Origin of the sequence: Emticicia sp. CRIBPO (genome assembly GCF_009905725.1) — a bacterium.
Lineage (GTDB): Bacteria > Bacteroidota > Bacteroidia > Cytophagales > Spirosomataceae > Leadbetterella.
Genome location: NZ_JAAAKV010000005.1, coordinates 261188 through 281837, shown reverse-complemented (window position 1 = coordinate 281837; position 20650 = coordinate 261188). Strand labels below are relative to the sequence as shown.

14 protein-coding genes and 1 tRNA gene are annotated in these 20650 nt (G+C 43.7%); 7 read left to right on the top strand and 8 right to left on the bottom strand.

The window, feature by feature from the left end; all coding sequences use genetic code 11:
• Nucleotides 1-4: 4 nt before the first annotated feature.
• From GVN16_RS12415 to lpdA, 6 genes are all read left to right on the top strand, one after another.
• Nucleotides 5-1030, top strand: coding sequence for a type IX secretion system membrane protein PorP/SprF (locus GVN16_RS12415; protein ID WP_310587431.1), 1026 nt, complete (start codon nt 5-7; stop codon nt 1028-1030).
• Between the two features lie 52 nt (nt 1031-1082).
• A complete protein-coding gene (locus GVN16_RS12410; protein WP_166564214.1) occupies nt 1083-3548 on the top strand; it encodes an OmpA family protein in 2466 nt (821 codons plus the stop codon).
• A 71-nt stretch (nt 3549-3619) separates the two neighbouring features.
• On the top strand, nt 3620-4501 hold the full coding sequence (locus GVN16_RS12405; protein ID WP_166564213.1) for a type IX secretion system membrane protein PorP/SprF: 882 nt from the start codon (nt 3620-3622) through the stop codon (nt 4499-4501).
• Nucleotides 4502-4695: 194 nt separating this feature from the next.
• Complete coding sequence (locus GVN16_RS12400; RefSeq protein WP_166564212.1) at nt 4696-7479, top strand: 2-oxoglutarate dehydrogenase E1 component; 2784 nt, start codon at nt 4696-4698, stop codon at nt 7477-7479.
• Between the two features lie 10 nt (nt 7480-7489).
• Nucleotides 7490-9016 (top strand): 2-oxoglutarate dehydrogenase complex dihydrolipoyllysine-residue succinyltransferase, encoded by a 1527-nt coding sequence (gene odhB, locus GVN16_RS12395; RefSeq protein WP_166564211.1) that lies wholly within the window; start codon nt 7490-7492, stop codon nt 9014-9016.
• A gap of 39 nt (nt 9017-9055) precedes the next feature.
• On the top strand, nt 9056-10456 hold the full coding sequence (gene lpdA / locus GVN16_RS12390; RefSeq protein ID WP_166564210.1) for a dihydrolipoyl dehydrogenase: 1401 nt from the start codon (nt 9056-9058) through the stop codon (nt 10454-10456).
• A gap of 79 nt (nt 10457-10535) precedes the next feature.
• Here the strand turns inward: lpdA and GVN16_RS12385 are convergent, their stop codons facing one another.
• The 7 genes from GVN16_RS12385 to era form a co-directional block, all read right to left on the bottom strand.
• Nucleotides 10536-11279 carry a CPBP family intramembrane glutamic endopeptidase gene (locus tag GVN16_RS12385; RefSeq protein ID WP_166564209.1) on the bottom strand — a complete coding sequence of 248 codons (744 nt, stop codon included), beginning with the start codon at nt 11277-11279 and terminating at the stop codon, nt 10536-10538.
• Nucleotides 11280-11313: 34 nt separating this feature from the next.
• Nucleotides 11314-12174, bottom strand: coding sequence for a sugar phosphate isomerase/epimerase (locus GVN16_RS12380; protein ID WP_166564208.1), 861 nt, complete (start codon nt 12172-12174; stop codon nt 11314-11316).
• A gap of 25 nt (nt 12175-12199) precedes the next feature.
• Nucleotides 12200-13903 (bottom strand): GMC oxidoreductase, encoded by a 1704-nt coding sequence (locus GVN16_RS12375; RefSeq protein ID WP_166564207.1) that lies wholly within the window; start codon nt 13901-13903, stop codon nt 12200-12202.
• A 3-nt stretch (nt 13904-13906) separates the two neighbouring features.
• On the bottom strand, nt 13907-14425 hold the full coding sequence (locus GVN16_RS12370; RefSeq protein ID WP_166564206.1) for a gluconate 2-dehydrogenase subunit 3 family protein: 519 nt from the start codon (nt 14423-14425) through the stop codon (nt 13907-13909).
• 230 nt (nt 14426-14655) lie between these two features.
• A complete protein-coding gene (locus GVN16_RS12365; protein ID WP_166564370.1) occupies nt 14656-15747 on the bottom strand; it encodes a glycoside hydrolase family 26 protein in 1092 nt (363 codons plus the stop codon).
• A 57-nt stretch (nt 15748-15804) separates the two neighbouring features.
• Complete coding sequence (locus tag GVN16_RS12360; protein ID WP_166564205.1) at nt 15805-16305, bottom strand: thermonuclease family protein; 501 nt, start codon at nt 16303-16305, stop codon at nt 15805-15807.
• A 185-nt stretch (nt 16306-16490) separates the two neighbouring features.
• Nucleotides 16491-17387: a GTPase Era gene (gene era, locus GVN16_RS12355; RefSeq protein WP_409013168.1), complete on the bottom strand. Its 897-nt coding sequence runs from the start codon at nt 17385-17387 to the stop codon at nt 16491-16493.
• Between the two features lie 173 nt (nt 17388-17560).
• On the opposite strand from era, the gene GVN16_RS12350 reads away from it, so the two are divergent.
• Nucleotides 17561-17633, top strand: a tRNA-Met gene (locus tag GVN16_RS12350).
• A 245-nt stretch (nt 17634-17878) separates the two neighbouring features.
• Here the strand turns inward: GVN16_RS12350 and GVN16_RS12345 are convergent.
• Nucleotides 17879-20629 carry a substrate-binding domain-containing protein gene (locus GVN16_RS12345; RefSeq protein ID WP_166564204.1) on the bottom strand — a complete coding sequence of 917 codons (2751 nt, stop codon included), beginning with the start codon at nt 20627-20629 and terminating at the stop codon, nt 17879-17881.
• Between the last annotated feature and the right edge of the window lie 21 nt (nt 20630-20650).

Sequence of the window (20650 nt, the reverse complement as noted above, 5' to 3'; positions counted from 1 at the left end):
GGGTATGGAATCTTTACTAAAAATTACAAAAATGAAAAGTTCACGTTTACTAAAAAGTAAGCTTGCAGTAATGCTTGCTTGGGGTTTATCTATTGGCTTTCAGGCTAACGCCCAACAAGAGGTTATGTATTCCCAATACATGTTTAACACCCTGGCTATAAATCCTTCCTATGCGGGCAGCAGAGACGTACTGAGTTTAACCGCCCTTGGCCGTTATCAGTGGATCGGTGTTCCGGGATCTCCCAACACACACTCTTTCTCACTGGACATGCCCATCAAAAACGAAAAAATGGGAATCGGTCTGACCGCATTTAACGATGCCATCGGAATTGCCAATAACACAGGTATCAACCTAGCCTATGCTTACCGCGTAAAAGTGGGTGACAGAACCACGCTCTCACTGGGTGTTCAGGGTGGGGTAACCAACGTGAGTCTTGCTTTCTCAAAAATCAAGGAGATCAACGATATCAATAATGACCCGGCATTTAACAACAATGCCAATATCAATAAGCTTATTCCGAACGTAGGTGGCGGGCTTTTTATCAGCAATGACAAAAGCTACCTGGGCTTTTCTGTACCTCAGATCATTGAGCAGAAACTTCCGGGTACCGTCTCAGGTAAAGTACAGAGACACTACTTCCTCATGATGGGTTTTGTTGTCGGAAAAGGTAACATCAAAATGAAGCCTTCGACCATGATCCGTTATACCCAGGGTGTCGGGGCGGGATTTGACGGTAACATCAACTTCTGGTTCAAAGACAAAATCGCGATCGGTTTCTCCGGAAGAAAATCACAAACAGTGCTATCCGGACAAGATGCCATTGACGCTGTAGTCGGAATGTTCGAACTTCAGCTTACACCACAACTGAGGGTGGGATATGCCTATGATTACAACATGAACAGGCTTAACGACAAATCGAATGCCAACTCTACTTACAACAAACTTACAGGTACACCTACCCATGAGTGGTTGCTGAGATACGAATTCGGCTACGGCAAAAACAAGATACTCACACCGAGATATTTCTAAACCAGATATCAACCTATAACAAATTTGTCTCCCATCTTTCTAGAATATTACTATGACTGTCAGGATAAAAAAACAATGGATATTTATGGTGTTTTGCGGGCTGTTTTCTTTCAGCAGTTTCGCACAAAGCGGCTTGCTGAAGACCGCCGATCACCATTACGAAAACCTTAGCTATATGAAGGCCATCGATGCTTACGAGCAGGCTTTAAAAAAGAAAGGCTTAACCGACGCTGAGAAGACCTCTGCCAAAATAAAACTTGCAGACAGCTACTCAAAAGTAAAAGATGCCCAGAATGCCGAACGTGTTTATGCAGAGATCGCTAATTCAGGTACCGAACTTTCAGCTGAAAATGCAGGCATATATCTGAAATATGCACAGGCCCTTGCCAGCAACGGCAAATACAAGGAATCACAGGAACAATACGAAAAGTATACCGCTAAAATGGACAGCGATCCGAGAGGAAAGGGCTTTTCAAAACTATACAGCGACGTTAGCGTCTTGTCTAAAAATGCAAGTTGTTACAAAGTCGATTATTTGTCGATCAATACCAACGCTGCTGATTTTAGTCCGGCCAATTACCGCAGTGGTCTTGTTTTTGTTTCAAACCGTCAGAATGCCGGTGGCATCAAAAGGGTTTTTACCTGGAACAACACCCCGTTTCTTGACCTCTATCATCTTGAAGACGTCGCAATGCTGAGCGGCTCCGACGCCGGATTAGGTGGCGGGTCTTCTTCCAAAAGCTCTAAAAAATCAAGAAGCAGCGGCGGCGTGGTCGGTAGCGACGAATATACCGAACCAACTGCCAACGACTCCAGAACCCTGGGAAGTTTCGCAGGAGGCTCTAACTCTGGTATCGGGGGCGGAGGATTTTCTGACAAGCCTATCACAGCTAGTGAGAAACTGAACGGCGTTAACTCCAAATATCATGAAGGTCCTGCAGCTTTCTTTAAAGACGGGTCAAAGGTGATTTTCACCAGGAACAACTTCATGAACGGCGTAGCCAGGAAAAGTTCTGATGGTATCAACAAACTGAAACTTTATATTGCCACAGCCAATAAAGACAGCTGGAGCGGCATTGCCGAGCTTCCGTTTAACTCTAACGAATACTCTACCGGACACCCGGCTCTTTCACCTGACGAGAAATTATTGTTCTTTGCTTCAGATATGCCGGGCGGATTCGGCGGAACCGACATTTATGTGTCAAGATATGATGGCACCAACTGGTCGCAGCCGATCAACTTAGGAAAAGACGTCAATACCAAAGGCAACGAGATGTTTCCTTTCATAGATGAAAAATCAAACCTTTATTTCGCTTCTGACGGACATCCGGGTTTAGGTGAACTGGATATTTTCTTTACCCACCTGGACGGCGTAACACAAAAAGGCCGTGTGATCAACATCGGTGCTCCGCTTAACTCAAGCAAAGATGATTTCGGTATCGTGACAGACGGCGTAAGACAAAAAGGATATTTCAGTTCCAACAGAAAAAGAGGCGGAAATGATGACGATATTTACAAATTTGAAAGAGATTGTGAGCTGAAAGAAGGTTGTGAGCTTCTGATCGCTGTATACGATGCCGAAAGCAAAATGCCGCTTGACAATACCAAAATCACTTACACAGACCCGGATGGGAACAACCTGGAAGCCGTAACTGATGCTGAAGGTAATGTCAAGATTGACAACATTGACACTAATCATGATTATGCATTCAAAGCCGTAAGAGAAGGCTACAGTCCTAACACCGTCAGTTTCTCTATCGACGAATGTGATAACGAGGCCTCAAGACTTGAAATTCCGATGTCAATTCCGAAGCAGGCAGTAGATTCGCTGATGTCGTCTGTTGACAGATCGAAATTTACAGCCGGACCAAATCCTTTGGGAGGAAAAACCTGTATCATCAGAGGAAAGGTGCTGACCCAAAACTCTAAAAACGGGCTTTCGGGTGTGGAAGTGACCCTGGTCAACCAATGCGACAACAGCATTCAGAAAGTGATGACCGACAAAAACGGTTTCTTCGAATTTACTGCGGTTGAAGGTTGTGACTACGTGATCGACGGTAAAAAGGACAACATGGGCTCAAAAAGCACCAAACTGGCCAAGCTTAACTGTAACAACGGCCCTGTAAATACCGATCTGCTGATGTTTGTAACCGGCGATGTGGTCGAAATCGAGAACATTTACTTTGACTATGGCCGATACAATATCAGGTCTGACGCCAGAGCCGGTCTTGACAAGCTCGTACGCATCATGAGACAATATCCTAAAATGAGGGTTGAACTGAGGGCTCATACAGATAGCCGCAGCCCGGCCGACTTTAACCAGACCCTTTCTGAAAACAGGGCCAAAGCCACTGCCGAGTACCTGTTTAAAAGAGGCATCAGCAAAACAAGGATTGCCGGTATCGTAGGATATGGCGAATCTATGCTGGTTAACAACTGTTCCGACGGGGTACCATGTTCTGAAGCTGAGCATCAGAAAAACCGTCGTACCGAGATTAAAATTTTACAAATGGAATAAAAAAAATCACATTTTCTGATAAAGCCGCTTACCTTTGTGAGCGGCTTTATTTTTATAAAAACATTATTTGAATGAAATGGCTTTTCTTAATATTCCTGTTATTTATAACTGAACTTAGCTACTCCCAATCAGGCCTGACACGCCAGTATCAGTTCAATTATTTATCCCTTAATCCTGCCCTAGCGGGAGAAAACGGCTCATTCGGTTTAAAAGGTATCCTGGGCAACCAATTCAACGGAACCATCAGACCCAACCAGGTTTCGCAGATCGTGGCCATCGACGGCCAGCTGTACAATAATTCCGGACTTTCGTTCCAGGGCTTCCGCTCCAATGTCGGCAACCTCATCAGCACGGGCATTACCCTCGGATATGCCAAAGGTTTCGAACTGGGCGATGCCACCATTAAATTCGGGGTCAACACCGGTATTTTTGTTCAACCCAATGTCATCACCGTAGCCGGAAAACAACGCGTTTCTCCATATGCCGGACTTGGCATCCTCTTTAAATATCAGAATGCCTGGCTGGGGGTATCCAACCCCGTGGCTTTCTATTCAAAAAGAATCACCGAATCAAGACCCTTGTTCATCAACCTGGGTTATTTATACAATGCTGTCGACGGTCTGGACCTTCATGCCAATGTTCTCGGGGGCGTAGCTACCAACCAGAAAATGTTTGACGTCAATGTCAAAGCCTGGCTGTTTGAAAGGCTGTGCCTGGGGGCTTCTTACCGGATGAGAGATATTGGTTTGACTACTTCAAACGAAAACCTGATTCCTTTCGTTGAAGTTAAAGTGTCCCGTACTATTAATCTGGGATTGTCATATGATTCCAATTATGGAAGAAATGAACTGAACAGTCCGGTTGCTCAAAACCAGAATGGTGTATTTCAGCTTTTATTCAGATATAACAGCAGCGGAGCGGAACAGGAAAAAGGTCAGTCAGAAATATTTTAAAATAAGGAGGTCTTTAAAAAATTCAATGATTTTAATTAAAAGGGGCCTTAATTATAAGAAAAACACAAGATTATCACCCTTGTAAAATAATTATAATCAGTTTAAGATAAATTACATTAGATATTTGTTAACATATTCAATGTCAAATAATAACTTTGCATAAAATTTCAGCCAACGATTAGTAATAATTAATAATGGATCAGTTTTCATATATTGCCAATGCCGATGTAGCAGCAATAGACTCTCTTTACCAACAATATCTGGGTAATCCGGAGTCGGTCGACGTCAGTTGGCAAAATTTCTTCAAAGGCTTTGAGTTTTCAAAAGCCTGGAATACCAACGGCCATACCGCAGCCGCAGCAACCAGTTCCGCAAGCACCAAACCCGACGGACATGTTTTAAAAGAAATTGAAGTGGTGCACTTCGTCAGAGGTATGCGTGCCAGGGGCCACATGATGGCCACCATCGACCCGCTTTATCCTGTCAGAAAGTTTAATCCGAATCTTGAATTAAAGGATTTTAATCTCTCAGATAGTGACCTTGACACTGTTTTTGAAGCAGGTATTGAGGTGTTCGGCCGACCAGCCACCCTCAGAGAAATCGATACCGCCCTCAGAAAAGTGTATACAGGCAATATCGGTTTTGAATACCAATACATCAGAGACCGTAAGATAAAGGGCTGGTTCCGAAGAAAACTGGAAACTGAATACCTTAATTTCAAACCGAGTCTTGATGAGAAAAAGAGGATCCTGAAAAAACTGAACCAGGCTGTTGCTTTTGAAAACTTCCTGCATACCAAATTTTTAGGAAAAAAACGTTTCTCTCTTGAAGGGGGCGAATCAACCATTCCGGGTCTTGACGCCGCTATCCTCAAAGGGGCTGAAATGGGTGTGGAAGAAGTATTGATCGGTATGGCTCACAGGGGTCGTCTGAATGTACTGACTAACATTCTTCAAAAGCCTTATGATCAGGTATTTAATGAATTCGTAGAAAACGTTCCGACGCTTGAGTACAGCGATGGTGACGTTAAATATCACATGGGTTATTCAAGCCAGATCGAAACACCGTCAGGAAAGAGGGTTTCGATGAAGCTGATGGCCAACCCTTCCCACCTTGAAGCCGTTGATCCTGTCGTTTTGGGTTATGCCCGTGCCAGAGCCGATGCTCACTTTGAAAGTGCAGGGATGAAGTCTAACAACTTCGATGATATCTATGACAAAATCCTTCCGATCATCATCCATGGTGACGCCTCACTGGCCGGACAGGGTATTGTATATGAAGTAACACAGATGTCAAACCTTCCGGGCTATTATGTTGGTGGTTCTATCCACTTTATCATCAATAACCAGATCGGTTTCACGACAGATAATAATGACGCCCGTTCAAGTGTTTACTGTTCGGATGTTGCCAAAATATTAGATACGCCTATTTTCCACGTCAACGGAGACGATCCGGAGGCTGTGGTTTATGCCATGCAACTGGCCATCGAATTCCGCCAGGAGTTTAACAGGGACGTATTCGTAGATATGATCTGTTACCGTAAACACGGACACAACGAAGCGGATGAGCCGAGGTTTACCCAGCCGACAATGTACCAGATCATCAACAATCACCCGAACCCGCGTGAGATTTACATTGAGAAACTCAAAGCAGGTGGTGATATCGACGAGAAATTAACAAAACAACTGAAAAGCGATTTTGATGACAACCTTCAGGGCATCCTGACCAAAGTGAAACAAAATCAGCTGCCTTATCAGTTACCTAAGCTTGAAAAAGAATGGGGTCTGTTGAGAAGATCTGATCCTACGGATTTTGAATATTCTCCTAAAACCGGTATCTCTAAAAAAGACATTGACCTGATCGGGAAAGCCCTTTATTCTATTCCTGAAGGATTCAAGCCTATCAAGCAGATCGAAAAAGTTCTGGAAGAACGTAAAGAGATTTTTGCAGGGAATAAGCCGCTTAACTGGGCTGCTGCAGAGCTTCTGGCTTATGGTTCTATCCTGAACGACGGCAAATGGGTAAGAATGACCGGGCAGGATGTGCAGAGAGGTACCTTCTCTCACCGTCATGCTGTTTTGCACGATATCAATAACAACCAGATTTTCAACAACCTGACGGCTATCAGAGAAGGTCAGGGTAAATTTGAGATCTATAATTCATTCCTTTCAGAATACGCGGTAATGGGTTATGAATATGGCTACGCCATGGCTAACCCTAATGCCCTCGTCATCTGGGAAGCACAGTTCGGTGACTTTGCCAACGGTGCACAGATCATGATTGACCAGTTCATTTCAGCTACTGAATCGAAATGGAATACCATGAACGGTCTGGTACTTCTTTTACCTCACGGTTATGAAGGACAAGGGCCTGAGCACTCTAACGCCCGTCCTGAAAGATTCCTGCAGTTGTCTGCTGAATATAACATGTTCGTTTGCAACTGTACTACGCCGGCCAACTTCTTCCATATGCTGAGAAGACAACTGACTTTGCCATTCCGTAAGCCTTGTATTCACATGTCTCCGAAGTCTATGTTGAGACATCCCGGAGCTGTTTCACCAATTGAAGAATTCCTTGAGAATAATTCATTCAAAGAAACTATCGGTGATGATTACTCAGATCCTAAAAAAGTGAAAAGGGTATTACTTTGCTCTGGTAAAGTGTACTGGGACCTTCTTAAGAGACAACAGGAAACAGAAAGAAAGGACATTGCAATCATCAGATTAGAGCAATTGCATCCGTTCCCTAAAAATCAGGTGATTGACCATCTTAGCAAATACAAAAACGCTGAGGTGATCTGGGTACAGGAAGAGCCTCTGAACATGGGAGCCTGGTCATTTGTGCATAGAGAATTCCCTGAACTGGGACATGAAGATGTCATTGCAAGGAAATTAAGTGCCTCTCCTGCGACCGGTTATACCAAGAACCATAACGAAATACAGGAAGCAATATTAGAAAAAGCATTTGAATTGAATTAAATTGTAGATCATGGCAATAGAAATGAAAGTACCCTCGGTAGGTGAGTCAGTAACCGAAGTAACGATAGCCTCGTGGGTAAAAAAAGATGGCGATTTCGTAAAAATGGATGAAGTTATTTGTGAACTTGAGTCCGATAAAGCTACCTTCGAACTACCTGCTGAAGGAGACGGTATTCTTAGAATTTTAGCAAAAGAAGGAGAAACCCTTGCAATAGGAGCTCCGATTTGCACCATAGAGACCGGCGGAGCTGCCGCACCTGAAGCCCCTAAAGCTGCAGAAGCTGCTGCACCCGCTGCCGCACCGGCCGCTGAAAGCAAACCTGCCGCTGCAACCAGCATCATTGATGTAACAGTGCCTACTGTAGGTGAATCAATCACTGAAGTTACCATAGCTTCATGGTCTAAAAAAGACGGAGATGCTGTGGCCATGGACGAAATTATCTGTGAACTCGAATCTGACAAGGCTACTTTTGAACTTCCTTCTCCGCAAGCCGGTGTATTGAAGATCGTAGCTCCTGAAGGATCAACTATACCTATCGGCGGAGTCATCGCTAAAATAGAAGTGGGTGGTGCAGTAGCATCAGCGGCTCCTGTTGCAGCTCCTTCTGCCCCGGCCCAGACCGCAGCTCCTTCAAAAGACGGAAGTTACGCAACCGGCCACCCTTCTCCTGCCGCTTCTAAAGTGCTGGCAGAAAAAGGCATCGAAGTAACCGCAGTAAGCGGAACAGGCGTAGGTGGAAGAATCACTAAAGAAGATGCCATCAAAGCTGAAAAACCTGCAGAAAAAGCCGCTCCGGCTGCTGCCTCTGCTCCGGCCGCTACTGTAGCTGCAGGCCCGAGAGGTTCGAGAAGAGAAAAAATGTCTTCGCTTCGTAAAACCATCGCCAGAAGACTGGTAGCGGTTAAAAACGAAACAGCCATGCTGACGACTTTCAATGAGGTGGATATGAAACCTATCATGGATCTTCGTAAGCAGTACAAAGACAAATTCAAAGATATACATGGTGTCGGACTTGGCTTTATGTCATTCTTCACCAAAGCCTGTGCAGTAGCCCTGAAGGAATTCCCTGTGGTAAATGCCTATATCGATGGAGACGAAGTGGTTTTCAACGACTTCGCTGATATCTCCATCGCTGTTTCTGCACCAAGAGGACTTGTCGTTCCTGTGATCAGAAATGCCGAAAAAATGTCATTCGCTGAAATTGAAGCCGAGGTAGTTAAACTGGCTACCAAAGCAAGAGATAATAAACTGACCCTGGAAGAAATGACCGGAGGTACCTTCACCATCACCAATGGTGGTATTTTCGGATCGATGCTTTCTACTCCGATCATCAATGCCCCTCAATCTGCGATTCTGGGTATGCACAATATCGTGGAAAGGCCAGTGGCCATCAACGGTCAGGTGGAGATAAGACCGATCATGTACATTGCCTTGTCTTATGACCACAGAACGATCGACGGTAAAGATTCGGTAAGCTTCCTGGTGAGGGTAAAACAACTGCTTGAAGATCCGATGAGAATGTTGCTTCAGGTTTAATTTTTAATTTAAAAGCCAACGCTTTTTAAATCTTTTGAAATGGAATACGACGTTATTGTAATAGGTTCAGGCCCCGGAGGATATGTAGCTGCGATACGCAGTGCTCAACTGGGTTTAAAAACAGCCATTATTGAAAAATACAATGCTCTTGGAGGTACATGTCTGAATGTAGGCTGTATTCCTTCAAAAGCCCTTCTTGATTCTACAGAGCATTACTACAATGCTGTGAATCATTTTGAAGAACACGGCATCACCGTAGGTAAAGTGAAAGCCGATATCAAGAAAATGATCGAAAGGAAAAGCGAAGTCGTTAAAAAAATGAACAACGGTGTGAATTTTCTGATGAAGAAAAACAAGATCACCGTCGTGAATGGTTTCGGTTCCTTCATAGACAAAAACACGGTCAAAGTAGCCAAGGAAGACGGTTCTGAACAACAACTGACTTCTAAAAATATCATCATTGCTACCGGTTCGAAGCCTGTCATTCTTCCGTTCATGAATTATGACAGAACCCGTATCATCACTTCAACAGAAGCCCTTAACCTTCAGGAAGTTCCGAAACACCTGATCGTCATCGGTGCCGGTGTGATCGGAGCTGAGCTCGGTTCTGTTTATGCAAGACTCGGAGCCAAAGTAACTTTTGTGGAATTTGCGGACAGCATGATTGCAACCATGGATAAAACCATGGGTAAGGAGCTTCAGAAATCAGTTAAAAAACTGGGTGCTGAATTCCATTTCAACACGAAAGTGACCAAAATTGAAAACCTGGGCAAAGAAGTATTGGTGACAGCTGAAGACAAAGACGGCAAGCCTGTTGAAATAAAAGGAGATTATTGCCTTGTATCTATAGGAAGAAGACCTTATACTGATAACCTTAACCTCGAAGCGGTTGGCGTAAGCACCGAAAGAGGTAAGGTACTGGTAGATGAACATACTCTGCAAACCAACGTGCCGGGTATTTATGCCATCGGTGACGTGATCAGGGGTGCGATGTTAGCCCACAAAGCGGAAGAAGAAGGTGTATTTGTAGCTGAGACCATCGTAGGTCAGAAGCCGCATATCAATTATAACCTGATTCCGGGTGTGGTGTACACCTGGCCTGAAGTGGCTTCTGTGGGTAAAACAGAAGAAGAACTGAAAACAGCTGGTGTTTCCTACAAAACAGGTTCGTTCCCGTTCAAAGCTTTGGGAAGAGCTACCGCCAGCGGTGATGTAGACGGCCTGGTGAAGATCCTGGCGGACAAAGCCACGGATGAAGTACTCGGAGTTCATATCATCGGTGCAAGAGCCGCTGACATGATTGCAGAAGCTGTAACGGCCATGGAGTTCAGAGCCAGTGCAGAAGACATTGCCCGTATTTCACATGCTCACCCGACTTATATGGAAGCCGTGAAAGAAGCAGCTTTGGCAGCCACAGAAAACAGATCTATTCATTCCTGATATATTTCTCAGGATTACTTATAAAAAAGAGCGAAGTCGTAAGGCTTCGCTCTTTTCTTTTATGAACATCGTACCACGGTTACATCAAATAAAAAATACAATAGATCATTCCCAGGTTAAAGGCCGAATGACAAAGGATTGATCCCAGGATAGAGCCTGAGTGTTTTCTGAAAACAAAAAACAGGATACTCACTAAAAACATACTCAGTACCCAGATCAGGGCGGGCATAAAGAAAAAACGCCAGATTCCGTTGATAAACACCAGCCCGAAATGCGAGATATGGGTCAAAGCAAAGGCCGAACTGTCAATAATCGAGGCCTTCTTCCTTCCCAGCGATTTTTCAAAAGCGGAATGTACAATTCCTCTGAAAAATAATTCTTCGCCAACCGGGCTGAAGGTCATACCGGTAACAGCCATGACCACGAACAGTATCTTTTTATCCCCTTCATTGATCCCTGCCGGAATATTGTATGACTTCCCGATATAACTATACCAGTTTTCATACGAATTTCCATACAGTATGTGCCCGGTAAGATAGAGCAAAACACTGGCGATCAATCCACATATAAATGCGATCAAAAGCCAGCTATAGTTTTTTGGTCTGGTTATTCCTATCTTCTTTTGCCCGGCTCTGCTCAGAAAAATAAAAGGGGTAATGGCCGACATAAGCATGATCAGGCCTATCGATCCGTAATTTCCCGAAGCATTGGCATTCAGCACCAGGAAAAACCGCGGAACACAAATGATAAGAATTAAAAAAAGTCCGAATTTCCAGTTAAAACCAAAGAACCTACCCCAAAAAGGTCTTAATTCCTTATCCATATCCTTGTAAAATCAGCCTTAAAAGGCCTGTCTATTATTTCTTCAGGCTTTTAATATAGGCAATGCTTCTTGGCACCTGGTAGTTCACCTGGTTGCTTTCATCCTCAATAAAGAAGTGTTTGATGCCCACTTTATTTCCTTCCCTGATGATACCCGCAATATCCGCCTGACCTGTACCTAAAATCACGTCATTTTCCTGGGGAGTGTTCCCTGTTCTGTCACCTTTCACGCCTTTTTTAAGGTCTTTCAGGTGAACAAGTTTCCAGCGGCTGCCGTATTTTTTGATCAGTGATACGGGATCTGCCCCGCCATGAATGGCCCAAAGCACGTCCAGTTCAAAAGAAACATATTCAGGATTGGTATTTTTGGCGATATAATCAAATAAAGTACCATCTTCATACGGCCAGAATTCATATCCATGGATGTGATAGCAAAAAGTGAGTCCGTTTTCTTTCAGTATTTTACCGGCAGTGTTGAAATCCTCCACGGCTTTTTTAGCATTATCCAGGTTAAAAGCACCGCTCTTGTGAGGTATCCAGGCACACATGACATATTTAGCTCCCAGCACCTTGGCTTTTCTGACTACTTCCATCGGATTTTTAACCAGTTCATCGTAACCCGCCCCGGTAGATGGAATCACAAGGCCCCTGGCGTCACACATTTTTCTGAATTCTTCAGGAGTCACTTTTCCGCCCGTTCCTTCTACTTCTTTAAAACCCATCGCTTTGATAGAATCCAGTGTAGCCTCCACTCCCTGGGGAAAACTCTTTCTGAAAGTGTAAGCCTGTATACCCAGCTCAGCGGTATACAATCCTTTCTTTGCTTGTGCCGATAATTCTGAAATCTGTATTGAAAAGAGAAGCGTGATCAATACGAACCATACATTTTTTTTCATATTCATTATATTAAGGTAAAATAGTTTACAAATTCTTTTTCTTCAGCTCATCTGCAGCATAATTAGCCGCCCTGGCCGACAGGGCCATATAAGTCAGCGACGGGTTTTGGGTGCTTGTAGAAGTCATACAAGCTCCGTCTGTTACAAAAACATTTTTACAAAGATGCAACTGATTCCACTCATTCAGCAAGGAAGTCCTGGGATCTTTTCCCATTCTCACCCCTCCCATTTCATGAATATCCGAACCCGGTGCCGAATGCGAATCAGAGCCGTTGATATCCACAAACCCGGCCAGGGTAAACATCTCCGTCATCTGTTCGAGATAATCCTTCACCATTTTGTCGTCATTGCTGTCCCAGTCACAGGAAAAGACCAGCTGTGGAATCCCATATTTATCTTTCAGTTCCTTGTGAAGCCTGATATGGTTTTCTTCCCTGGGTACACATTCGCCCATCATCCAGCTGCTGATGTACCAGTCGCCCAGTTTTGGATTTAAAAGATGATCTTTGAGACTGTTACCAATCCCCTTTGTATCCGTCGCCAGCCCACGGCCTCCACCAATACCCGTAGCATATCCCCTTAGAAAATCCATCTCTTGCTTATACACATTCCTGAATCTCGGAATATAGGCATTGCTGGGGTTTCCGCCCGAAGTTTTCTTGTCTTTAAAGCCTTCATAACGGGCCGACAATTTACCCCGGTAATTATGCCATGAAATGAATTTTCCCATCATCCCGCTGTCATTTCCCAGTCCGTTCTGAAAGCGGTTCGACGTTGAATTCAATAAAATAGCTGCAGAATTCATGGCTGATCCGTTCACAAAAATGACTTTCGCATGAAATTCCAACTGCTGTCTGGTAATAGCATCAATGACGATCACCCCCGTTGCCCTGCCCTTTTTCTCATCATAAATGAGCGAGTGCACAACAGAATGAGGCCTGAGCGTCATCTTGCCGGTCTTTTTAGCCCAGGGCAGCGTAGAAGCATTGCTGCTGAAGTAACCCCCGTAAATACAGCCTCTGTTACACATCTTCTGATTCTGGCACTGCGTCCTGCCCTGGTCCAGATGAATCTGCTGCGGGTCTGTCAGGTGGGCACACCTGGCCTGGATCAGGTGCCTGTCTTTATAATGTTGCTTCATGCTTTCTTTGAGATGGGTTTCAATACAACTCATTTCAAATCCCGGCATATGCTCACCGTCCGGCAAAACATCCAGGCCGTCGTTGTTCCCGGCTACTCCTGCAAATTTCTCCACGTGACTGTACCATGGGGCAATGTCTTTGTACCTTATCGGCCAGTCGACCGCAAAACCGTCACGGTCAGGGCCTTCAAAGTCAAAATCACTCCAACGCTGGGTTTGCCTTGCCCACAACAGCGATTTTCCACCTGTATGGTATCCCCTCACCCATCTGAAAGGTTTTTCCTGGACAATCGGCTGCTCGTCATCCGTTATTGACCAGTGCATGGTTTCTTCTCTCATAAACCGGGCAAACTGGAAGTCTTTCTTTTTCTCCAGCGGTACCGATCCCCGGTATTCAAACTCCCAGGGAGCCTTGGAGGCTGTCGGATAATCCGTAATGTGGTTGACATCCCGGCCACGCTCAAGCACCAGGGTTTTAAGGCCTCTGTCGCACAATTCTTTGGCTGACCAGCCCCCGCTGATCCCTGAGCCTATAACGATGGCATCATAGGTCATGGCTTTGACGGCTTTGGTATTTAAATAGGTCATCGCTTAAGCATTTACAGATACACAACCATGATAATGTCCCGGAGCCACTTTGTAGTTAAAATGATTAACCATCACATATTCAGAGGTAGTATAGCCTCTGATCGTTTCTGCCTTGATCAGCTTGAAAAATTCAGCTTCTGATTTATCCGCCGACTTTTCGAATTTTTCAAGTAGATTTTCCCGCTGATATGCATTGCAGGCCACGAAGCTCTTTCCGTAGCCAGCCTGGGCATACTTTTCGAGAGACTTCAGATTTGAAGTGACTGAGTCCTGCACCTCTTTTTCGAAACAATCCTGGATCTGTTTCTCCAGGAAAACATCCACGCCCAAAGCCTTGGCTCCGGGGATGTCCTGAGAATCAGGAATAATGGTTTCGACAATGGCCTTCAGAAGCTCTTTTTCGCCGGTTGAAAAAAGATCGGCATGTATTCCGGACTGATCCCACAGATTAGCCCAGGAAGGGAGTACTACCAGACCGCCCGAGGCAGTAAGGAAGCTTTTTAACAGATTTCGCCTGTTCATGATTTTTTATGGTTGAATAAAAGTAAAAATAGAATTTATTCTACGAATAATGATAGTCTGTGTCCGATAAATTTAGAGTAGAAGGGGCTTTTGAGGCCGGAAAGTTCTGTCAGATCAATAAGAAGATTAAAATGTACTATTAAAAATGCCATGAGCCCCGACCTAAAGGCCAGGGCAGATTAATGAGGGGCATAGGCCTGAAGGCTTCTATTTATGTAAAGCCGGGCTGCTTATTTGTATACCTTTTTAAGGTCTTTTTCGAACAAGGTAAACTCATCGTCATAGAACTTCAGGAAATCCGGCACGCTCGTGTGGCCCGGATAGGGGGCATAAAAGTGAGTCGGGCTGCGAACGTCATTTCTCCAGACCAGTACATAAGACAGCTGAAGATCATTATTTTTAAGGGTTTTGAGCAGGGTTTCTGTCCACCAGGTGTTGTTGGGAATAGACTCCAGCCCTGTTTCGGTAAATGCAGCCAGCTTACCTGCTTTTTTAGCATAATCTGAAACGATCTTCAGTTTCAACACACCGGCTTCCAGGTTATAGCGGTTGTCACGGCCAAAGTCTCCGTAATTGTCCATTCCGACCATATCTACCCATTCGTCACCAGGGTATCTGTCCAGAAACTGCTCTTCTGTTTTGAATTTATTGTCCGGTGAAAAGGCATAAATGAAATTGTGAACGCCCAGTTCATCCCTGAGATAAGAAACGGTAAATTTCCAGAGCAATATAAATTCTTCCTTCGTACAATGCGACTTGCCCCACCAGAACCAGTCACCATCGAACTCATGATAGGGCCTGAAAATCATCGGTACGAGTTTTCCATCCGCTCCTTTGACCGACTTAGCCCACTCTCCTATTCCTTTCAATATTTCCTTGTATTTTTCATGGGCCTCACCACCAGGAATAAGATATTTCACAGCAGGTAAAGAAACCGAATCTTTCCAGTAAAAACCTCCTTTTGAAACAGGATTGGAAAAGTGCCAGGCCACTGTTGTAATGCCTCCCCGGTTATAAGTATCGGCCACATTTTTTCTGAGGTTCTTCTTATTCGCTTCAATGGCCTCCGGGCTGATTCCCGAAAAACCACTGAGATCAACCCCGATCACACCCGGATGAGATCCTGTTACCGATTTGACATCAGAACGGTCCTGGTCACCGGACCATCCATGCCCGTACTCGGTAGCATGCTGATGCCCAAAAATGATATGTTTTTCTGAAAGTTTCTTCAGGTTTTTGTAGAGAGCCCTGGTTTCTGCAGTTGCTTTTTTATCAACCGGGGCATTTTCTTGAGCCGATACCAGATGCCATGCACCTAACATCAGACCAGTTACGAGGATCAGTTTCTTAGACATACAATTATATTTTTGAATAAATGATTACAGTTTCCAGACACCGAGCTTCTGCTGCCTCGCTTTGACTTCCAAAGCCGCATATTCCCTGTCGCCCGAATATTTCTTAAAATGTACGGCCATTCCGGTTTTGACCAGTTCTTTGTTCAGTACTTTGCCGTCCGGCAAGTGTACCTCTCCCAGCAATCTTCCGTAGCGGTCAAACGAGCCGGTATTCATCACCTTCACCACTTTTCTGAAGCAAAGGTCCGATGTAGTTTGCTTGGCCTGTTTCCAAAGCGGAAAACCTCTTTCGGGGCAATCGACATGAAGCAACCTGATCCTCAGGTTTTTTCCCTGACGATTTCTGGCTCCTTTACCGTCATAAACCACTTTCAGCTCAATGGTATCTCCATCCTGAATTCCAACCACCTCGGCTTTCAGGACTTTCGGAATGAACGTAATCCGGCTTACAGCCCCCTGACTGCAAATGGAATGCGAAAAAAAAGAAAAAAGAAAAAAGAAGAAAAAAGAATAGACAGACTTCATTAATTTTTAGGATATAAGCACGTTTTCAAGGCACAAGATGGTATTTGCGATTTCTGAATTATTGATTTAGAGATCGGTTTGATCAATAACAAGTATTCATATATGCAAAGACGGTGAAAGGAAATATCTTCCCAAAAGGTTAACCACCCTTTACCGTCTTTTTACTTATTAAGTTAACTGACTGATCAATACCCGAATCCTTCCACTTTGGCTTTTTTCTGACGCCAGTCGGGTTCTACTTTGATGTATTGTTCGAGGAAGATTTTCTTGGCAAAAAACTTCTCCATTTCCAGCCTGGCCTCGGTGCCGACCTTCTTCATCCTTTCACCTTTATGGCCCAGCAAAATGGCTCTTTGTGTAGCCCTTTCCACATAAATTTCTGAGGATATTCGTATTATATCATCACTCTCCTTAAATGACGTAATCACCACTTCGCAGCTGTAAGGAATCTCCTTTTTGTAATTCATCAGGATACGTTCCCGGATGATCTCCGCTGCAAAAAAACGCTCCGGTTTATCGGTCAGCTCATCTTTCGGAAAATACGGCGGATGCTGCGGCAGGTACTTCACTATCAGCGGCAAAAGCTCCTCTACCCCTTCTTTTTTCAGGGCCGAAATGGTCCTGATTTCCGCCGGGTTGAATACTGATTTCCAATGGGCAATTTTCTCCTCTATCTGTTCCGGCGTAGCCAGGTCGGTTTTGTTGATGATCAGGATAATCGGAGAGTCAGTTTTTTTCAGACGATCGATCGCATCTTCTTCGTCATACTTTTCAAAGATATCGGTCACAAACAGGATCACATCTCCATCCTCCAACGAGCCGTGCACAAACTCCATCATGGCGTTGTGCAATTCGTACATCGGTTTGATGATACCCGGTGTATCTGAGTACACCAGCTGAAATGGCACGTCTTCCATCACCCCGTTCACAATCCCCATGATCCGGTGACGGGTGGTCTGTGCTTTGGAAGTAATGATTGAAAGTTTTTCTCCTACGAGTTCATTCATCAGGGTCGATTTCCCTACATTCGGCTTGCCCACAATACTGATGAACCCCGCTTTATGATTTTCTGTAATTTCCACGATTTTATTTTTTTTATGCCGACAAGACCAAACACGAGATATAATCCAATGACTATGAACAACTTATCTCTCATTTGCAATCATTTAAAACATCTCTGACAGTGCCGATCCTATCTTTTTTTACAAAGGTACTTGTTTTTCAAAAAAAATGCACTACCTTTGCAGTCCAATATCGCGGGATGGAGCAGTTGGCAGCTCGTTGGGCTCATAACCCAAAGGTCGCAGGTTCGAGTCCTGCTCCCGCTACACATATTATTAAGCAGTTACGAATAAAAAACGTAGCTGCTTTTTTGTTTGGTACAACAAATTCATTGCAACAAGGGATCAAGGAGGATCAAGCCAAAAACTTGTGGGACGCATAAAAATTTGATTTCCTTGTGCGAAAAACGAGGGATTAAATCGACAGCAGAATCAGAACTTATCAAAATACTCTTACCATCTGGCTTAACAGATTATTTAATAACTCCCCCCATAACCAATGTCTTAAGCAATTAACGCACAGACCCTTTGAAATCTTTCGGGGATGTCCCGTACTTTGCTTTGAAAACCGTGGAAAAATAGCTTTGGGTAGCAAATCCAACCCTATCAGCTACTTCTGCAATAGAGAGTTCTGAATCATTAAGTAAGACACACGCCTTTTCAAGTCTCATATTAAGAATCATATCATTTATGCCACACCCTAATAATGCTTTTGCTTTTCTGAATAACTGGACCCTGGACAGACCTAATTCACGTCCTAAGGCCTCAACACTTAAATCAGGATCAGAAATACCTGAAAGAATTGCTGCCTTTAAATCATTCAGAAATTTTTTATCCAGACGCGATAAATTACCGGGGGTTTCGGAGGGGGCATTACTCACATTCCAGGACCTGAGAATTTTACGATTGATCAATAAGCTGGAAATACTTTCTATCAGGAGTTGCGAACTGAAAGGCTTGGTTAAATATAAATCTGCCCCTGTGTGCATACCTTCCACCTGTTGCTCGACACTGTTTTTGGCGGTTAAAAGCATAACTGGGATATGAGAGGTTCTCAAATCACCTTTCAAAGTTGAGGTGATTTTTAATCCATCCATTTCCGGTAACATAATGTCACATACCACAAGATCCGGAGCTGTATCAAAACACTTCTCAAGTCCCGATCTTCCATCTGATGCCATTATTATCTGAAACTTCCCTTTCAACAGCTCATAAAGGAACCCTCTGAGATCATCGTCATCTTCGATGATCAAAACCGATGGAGCTTCAGCTCCAGCCAGCTTTCCGAAGCTCACACCTGCATTATCTTCTGTATCAATGATGGGTTTATTAATGTAACCAAGCCTTAATCCGCGATCTTCTATCACGATATCTTCCGGATTTAAATGATCCTTACCCGATGGAATGCTCACGGTGAAAATTGTACCCTCATTTAGCTTGCTTTTAACATCAATGGTTCCTTGATGCAGCTCTACAAGTTCCCTTGACAAAGGTAATCCAAGCCCTGTACCTCTTACAGCATTACCACCTTGATAGAACATCTCAAATGCTCTGAGGGCGTCGCTTTCACTCATTCCCGAGCCATTATCTTCCACTTTAATCAAAACAAACCCAGGTGTTTGCTCCAGAAACAAATAAATCCTTCCATGATCCTCTGTATATTTAAAAGCATTGGAAAGTAAATTAAACAATACTTTGTCCAACATATCTTCGTCAAACCAAACCTCCAGAGCAGAAAACCTGGAAATAAGCCTGAAATCTATCTTTCTCCTCTTAGCAGTAAATTCAAAAGGCTCCATGATGTCTTTCAAAAAACTGTTCAGATCTATCAACCTGGCCTGGATTCTTATTTTTCCGCTTTCCACTTTTCTGAAATCCATCAATTGATTGACCAGCCTAAGGAGCCTTTGAGCATTTCGTTGAATGAGGACCAGGTTTTTTCTAACCTGATTTTCATCTTTCCTCTGATTCAGAAGGTCTTCGACCGGACCAATAATAAGGGTAAGAGGGGTCCTGAATTCATGCGAGATATTGGTAAAAAACCTGAACTTAGATTCTGTAGCTTCTTGTGCCTTTTCCGCAATCTCCTGTATCTGATTCCTTTGTCTTAGAATTTCATCACTTTGGGCTTTCAATTCTTTGTTTATCTTTTTGTTCTCAACAAGTGAGTACAAAGCAATCGACCCTAAAATGATTGCAGCCACAAGTAAGCCAGTCATTAAATAGAGAAGAACTTTCTGGGTTTTGTAAATCCTCAGCTGTTCATCAATTCTGCTTTGTTGTCTTTCAATATCTTTTTGCTGGTCCAGAAGCTTGTCTGTCTGCATTTTGATCATTCTGACATTAGAAGAATCTATAATAGCAGTTTGCAACAAATTCTCTCTTTGAAAGGGTTGTTTCCTGAGAATGTTCATGGCTACCCGGACAGCTTCTTCTCCACCTGTAGGATATAATGCTGTTGCCGTGATCAATTTATCATAAACCATTTGGATGTCCCCAAACGCTCCGGGCAGTCCGTCAACCCCAACAATTTTAATCTGGCGTCCGGGAAATTGCTGCATACATACCTCATGAGCTCCCAGAGCCATTACCTCATTTTGTGCAAAAATAAGATCAAGGTCAGGGTATAAATGAATTACTTTTGACAATTGTTCCTTGGCTTGTTTTTTCTCCCATTCACCATTCAGGGTTTCCACCAAGGTAATTTCAGGATAGGGTTTAATAGCTTCTTTGAGACCCCGGTGACGGTCATTGGCCGGGGAAGATTTAGGAAGCCCGGTTATTTCAATTATTTTTCCTTTTTTGTTAAGCAAAGCAGCAATATACTGACCGGCAGCTTTTCCTACCTGATAATTATCTCCTCCGACATAGGCTGTGTAATAAGATGATGAAGTTCGCCTGTCAACAACTACCACCGGGATTCCTTTTTTGAATGCTTCCTCAATTACTGGTGTAACAGGTTCAGCTTCATTAGGTGAAACGATAAGCAAATCTATACCATTATTAAGCAATTCTCGTATTTGCTTAATCTGCGTATTGCTATTGGCGTTTGCGTCTTTAAAAATCAACCTGGTATCAGAATAGAATGCCAATTCTCGTTTCATATCATCAAGCATGGCTTTCCTCCACTCATCGTCACCAGTACATTGCGAAAATCCGATAGTATATCTTTCTTTATTATTCTGAGAGCATCCACAAAGCAAAACTACCATCCATAAAACGGATAGAATTTTTTCAATTTGCAGGTAGTAAAATTTACGCATATCCATCATGCCACTAACCTT

Bases quoted from the DNA above. Each gene is read 5' to 3' on its own strand.
- lpdA (WP_166564210.1), top strand. From the start codon at position 9,056: ATGGAATACGACGTTATTGTAATAGGTTCAGGCCCCGGAGGATATGTA.
- GVN16_RS12370 (WP_166564206.1), bottom strand. From the start codon at position 14,425: ATGAACAGGCGAAATCTGTTAAAAAGCTTCCTTACTGCCTCGGGCGGT.
- GVN16_RS12385 (WP_166564209.1), bottom strand. From the start codon at position 11,279: ATGGATAAGGAATTAAGACCTTTTTGGGGTAGGTTCTTTGGTTTTAAC.
- GVN16_RS12415 (WP_310587431.1), top strand. From the start codon at position 5: ATGGAATCTTTACTAAAAATTACAAAAATGAAAAGTTCACGTTTACTA.
- GVN16_RS12405 (WP_166564213.1), top strand. From the start codon at position 3,620: ATGAAATGGCTTTTCTTAATATTCCTGTTATTTATAACTGAACTTAGC.
- GVN16_RS12410 (WP_166564214.1), top strand. From the start codon at position 1,083: ATGACTGTCAGGATAAAAAAACAATGGATATTTATGGTGTTTTGCGGG.
- GVN16_RS12400 (WP_166564212.1), top strand. From the start codon at position 4,696: ATGGATCAGTTTTCATATATTGCCAATGCCGATGTAGCAGCAATAGAC.
- GVN16_RS12345 (WP_166564204.1), bottom strand. From the start codon at position 20,629: ATGCGTAAATTTTACTACCTGCAAATTGAAAAAATTCTATCCGTTTTA.
- GVN16_RS12360 (WP_166564205.1), bottom strand. From the start codon at position 16,305: ATGAAGTCTGTCTATTCTTTTTTCTTCTTTTTTCTTTTTTCTTTTTTT.
- GVN16_RS12375 (WP_166564207.1), bottom strand. From the start codon at position 13,903: ATGACCTATTTAAATACCAAAGCCGTCAAAGCCATGACCTATGATGCC.
- GVN16_RS12380 (WP_166564208.1), bottom strand. From the start codon at position 12,174: ATGAAAAAAAATGTATGGTTCGTATTGATCACGCTTCTCTTTTCAATA.
- GVN16_RS12365 (WP_166564370.1), bottom strand. From the start codon at position 15,747: ATGTTAGGTGCATGGCATCTGGTATCGGCTCAAGAAAATGCCCCGGTT.
- odhB (WP_166564211.1), top strand. From the start codon at position 7,490: ATGGCAATAGAAATGAAAGTACCCTCGGTAGGTGAGTCAGTAACCGAA.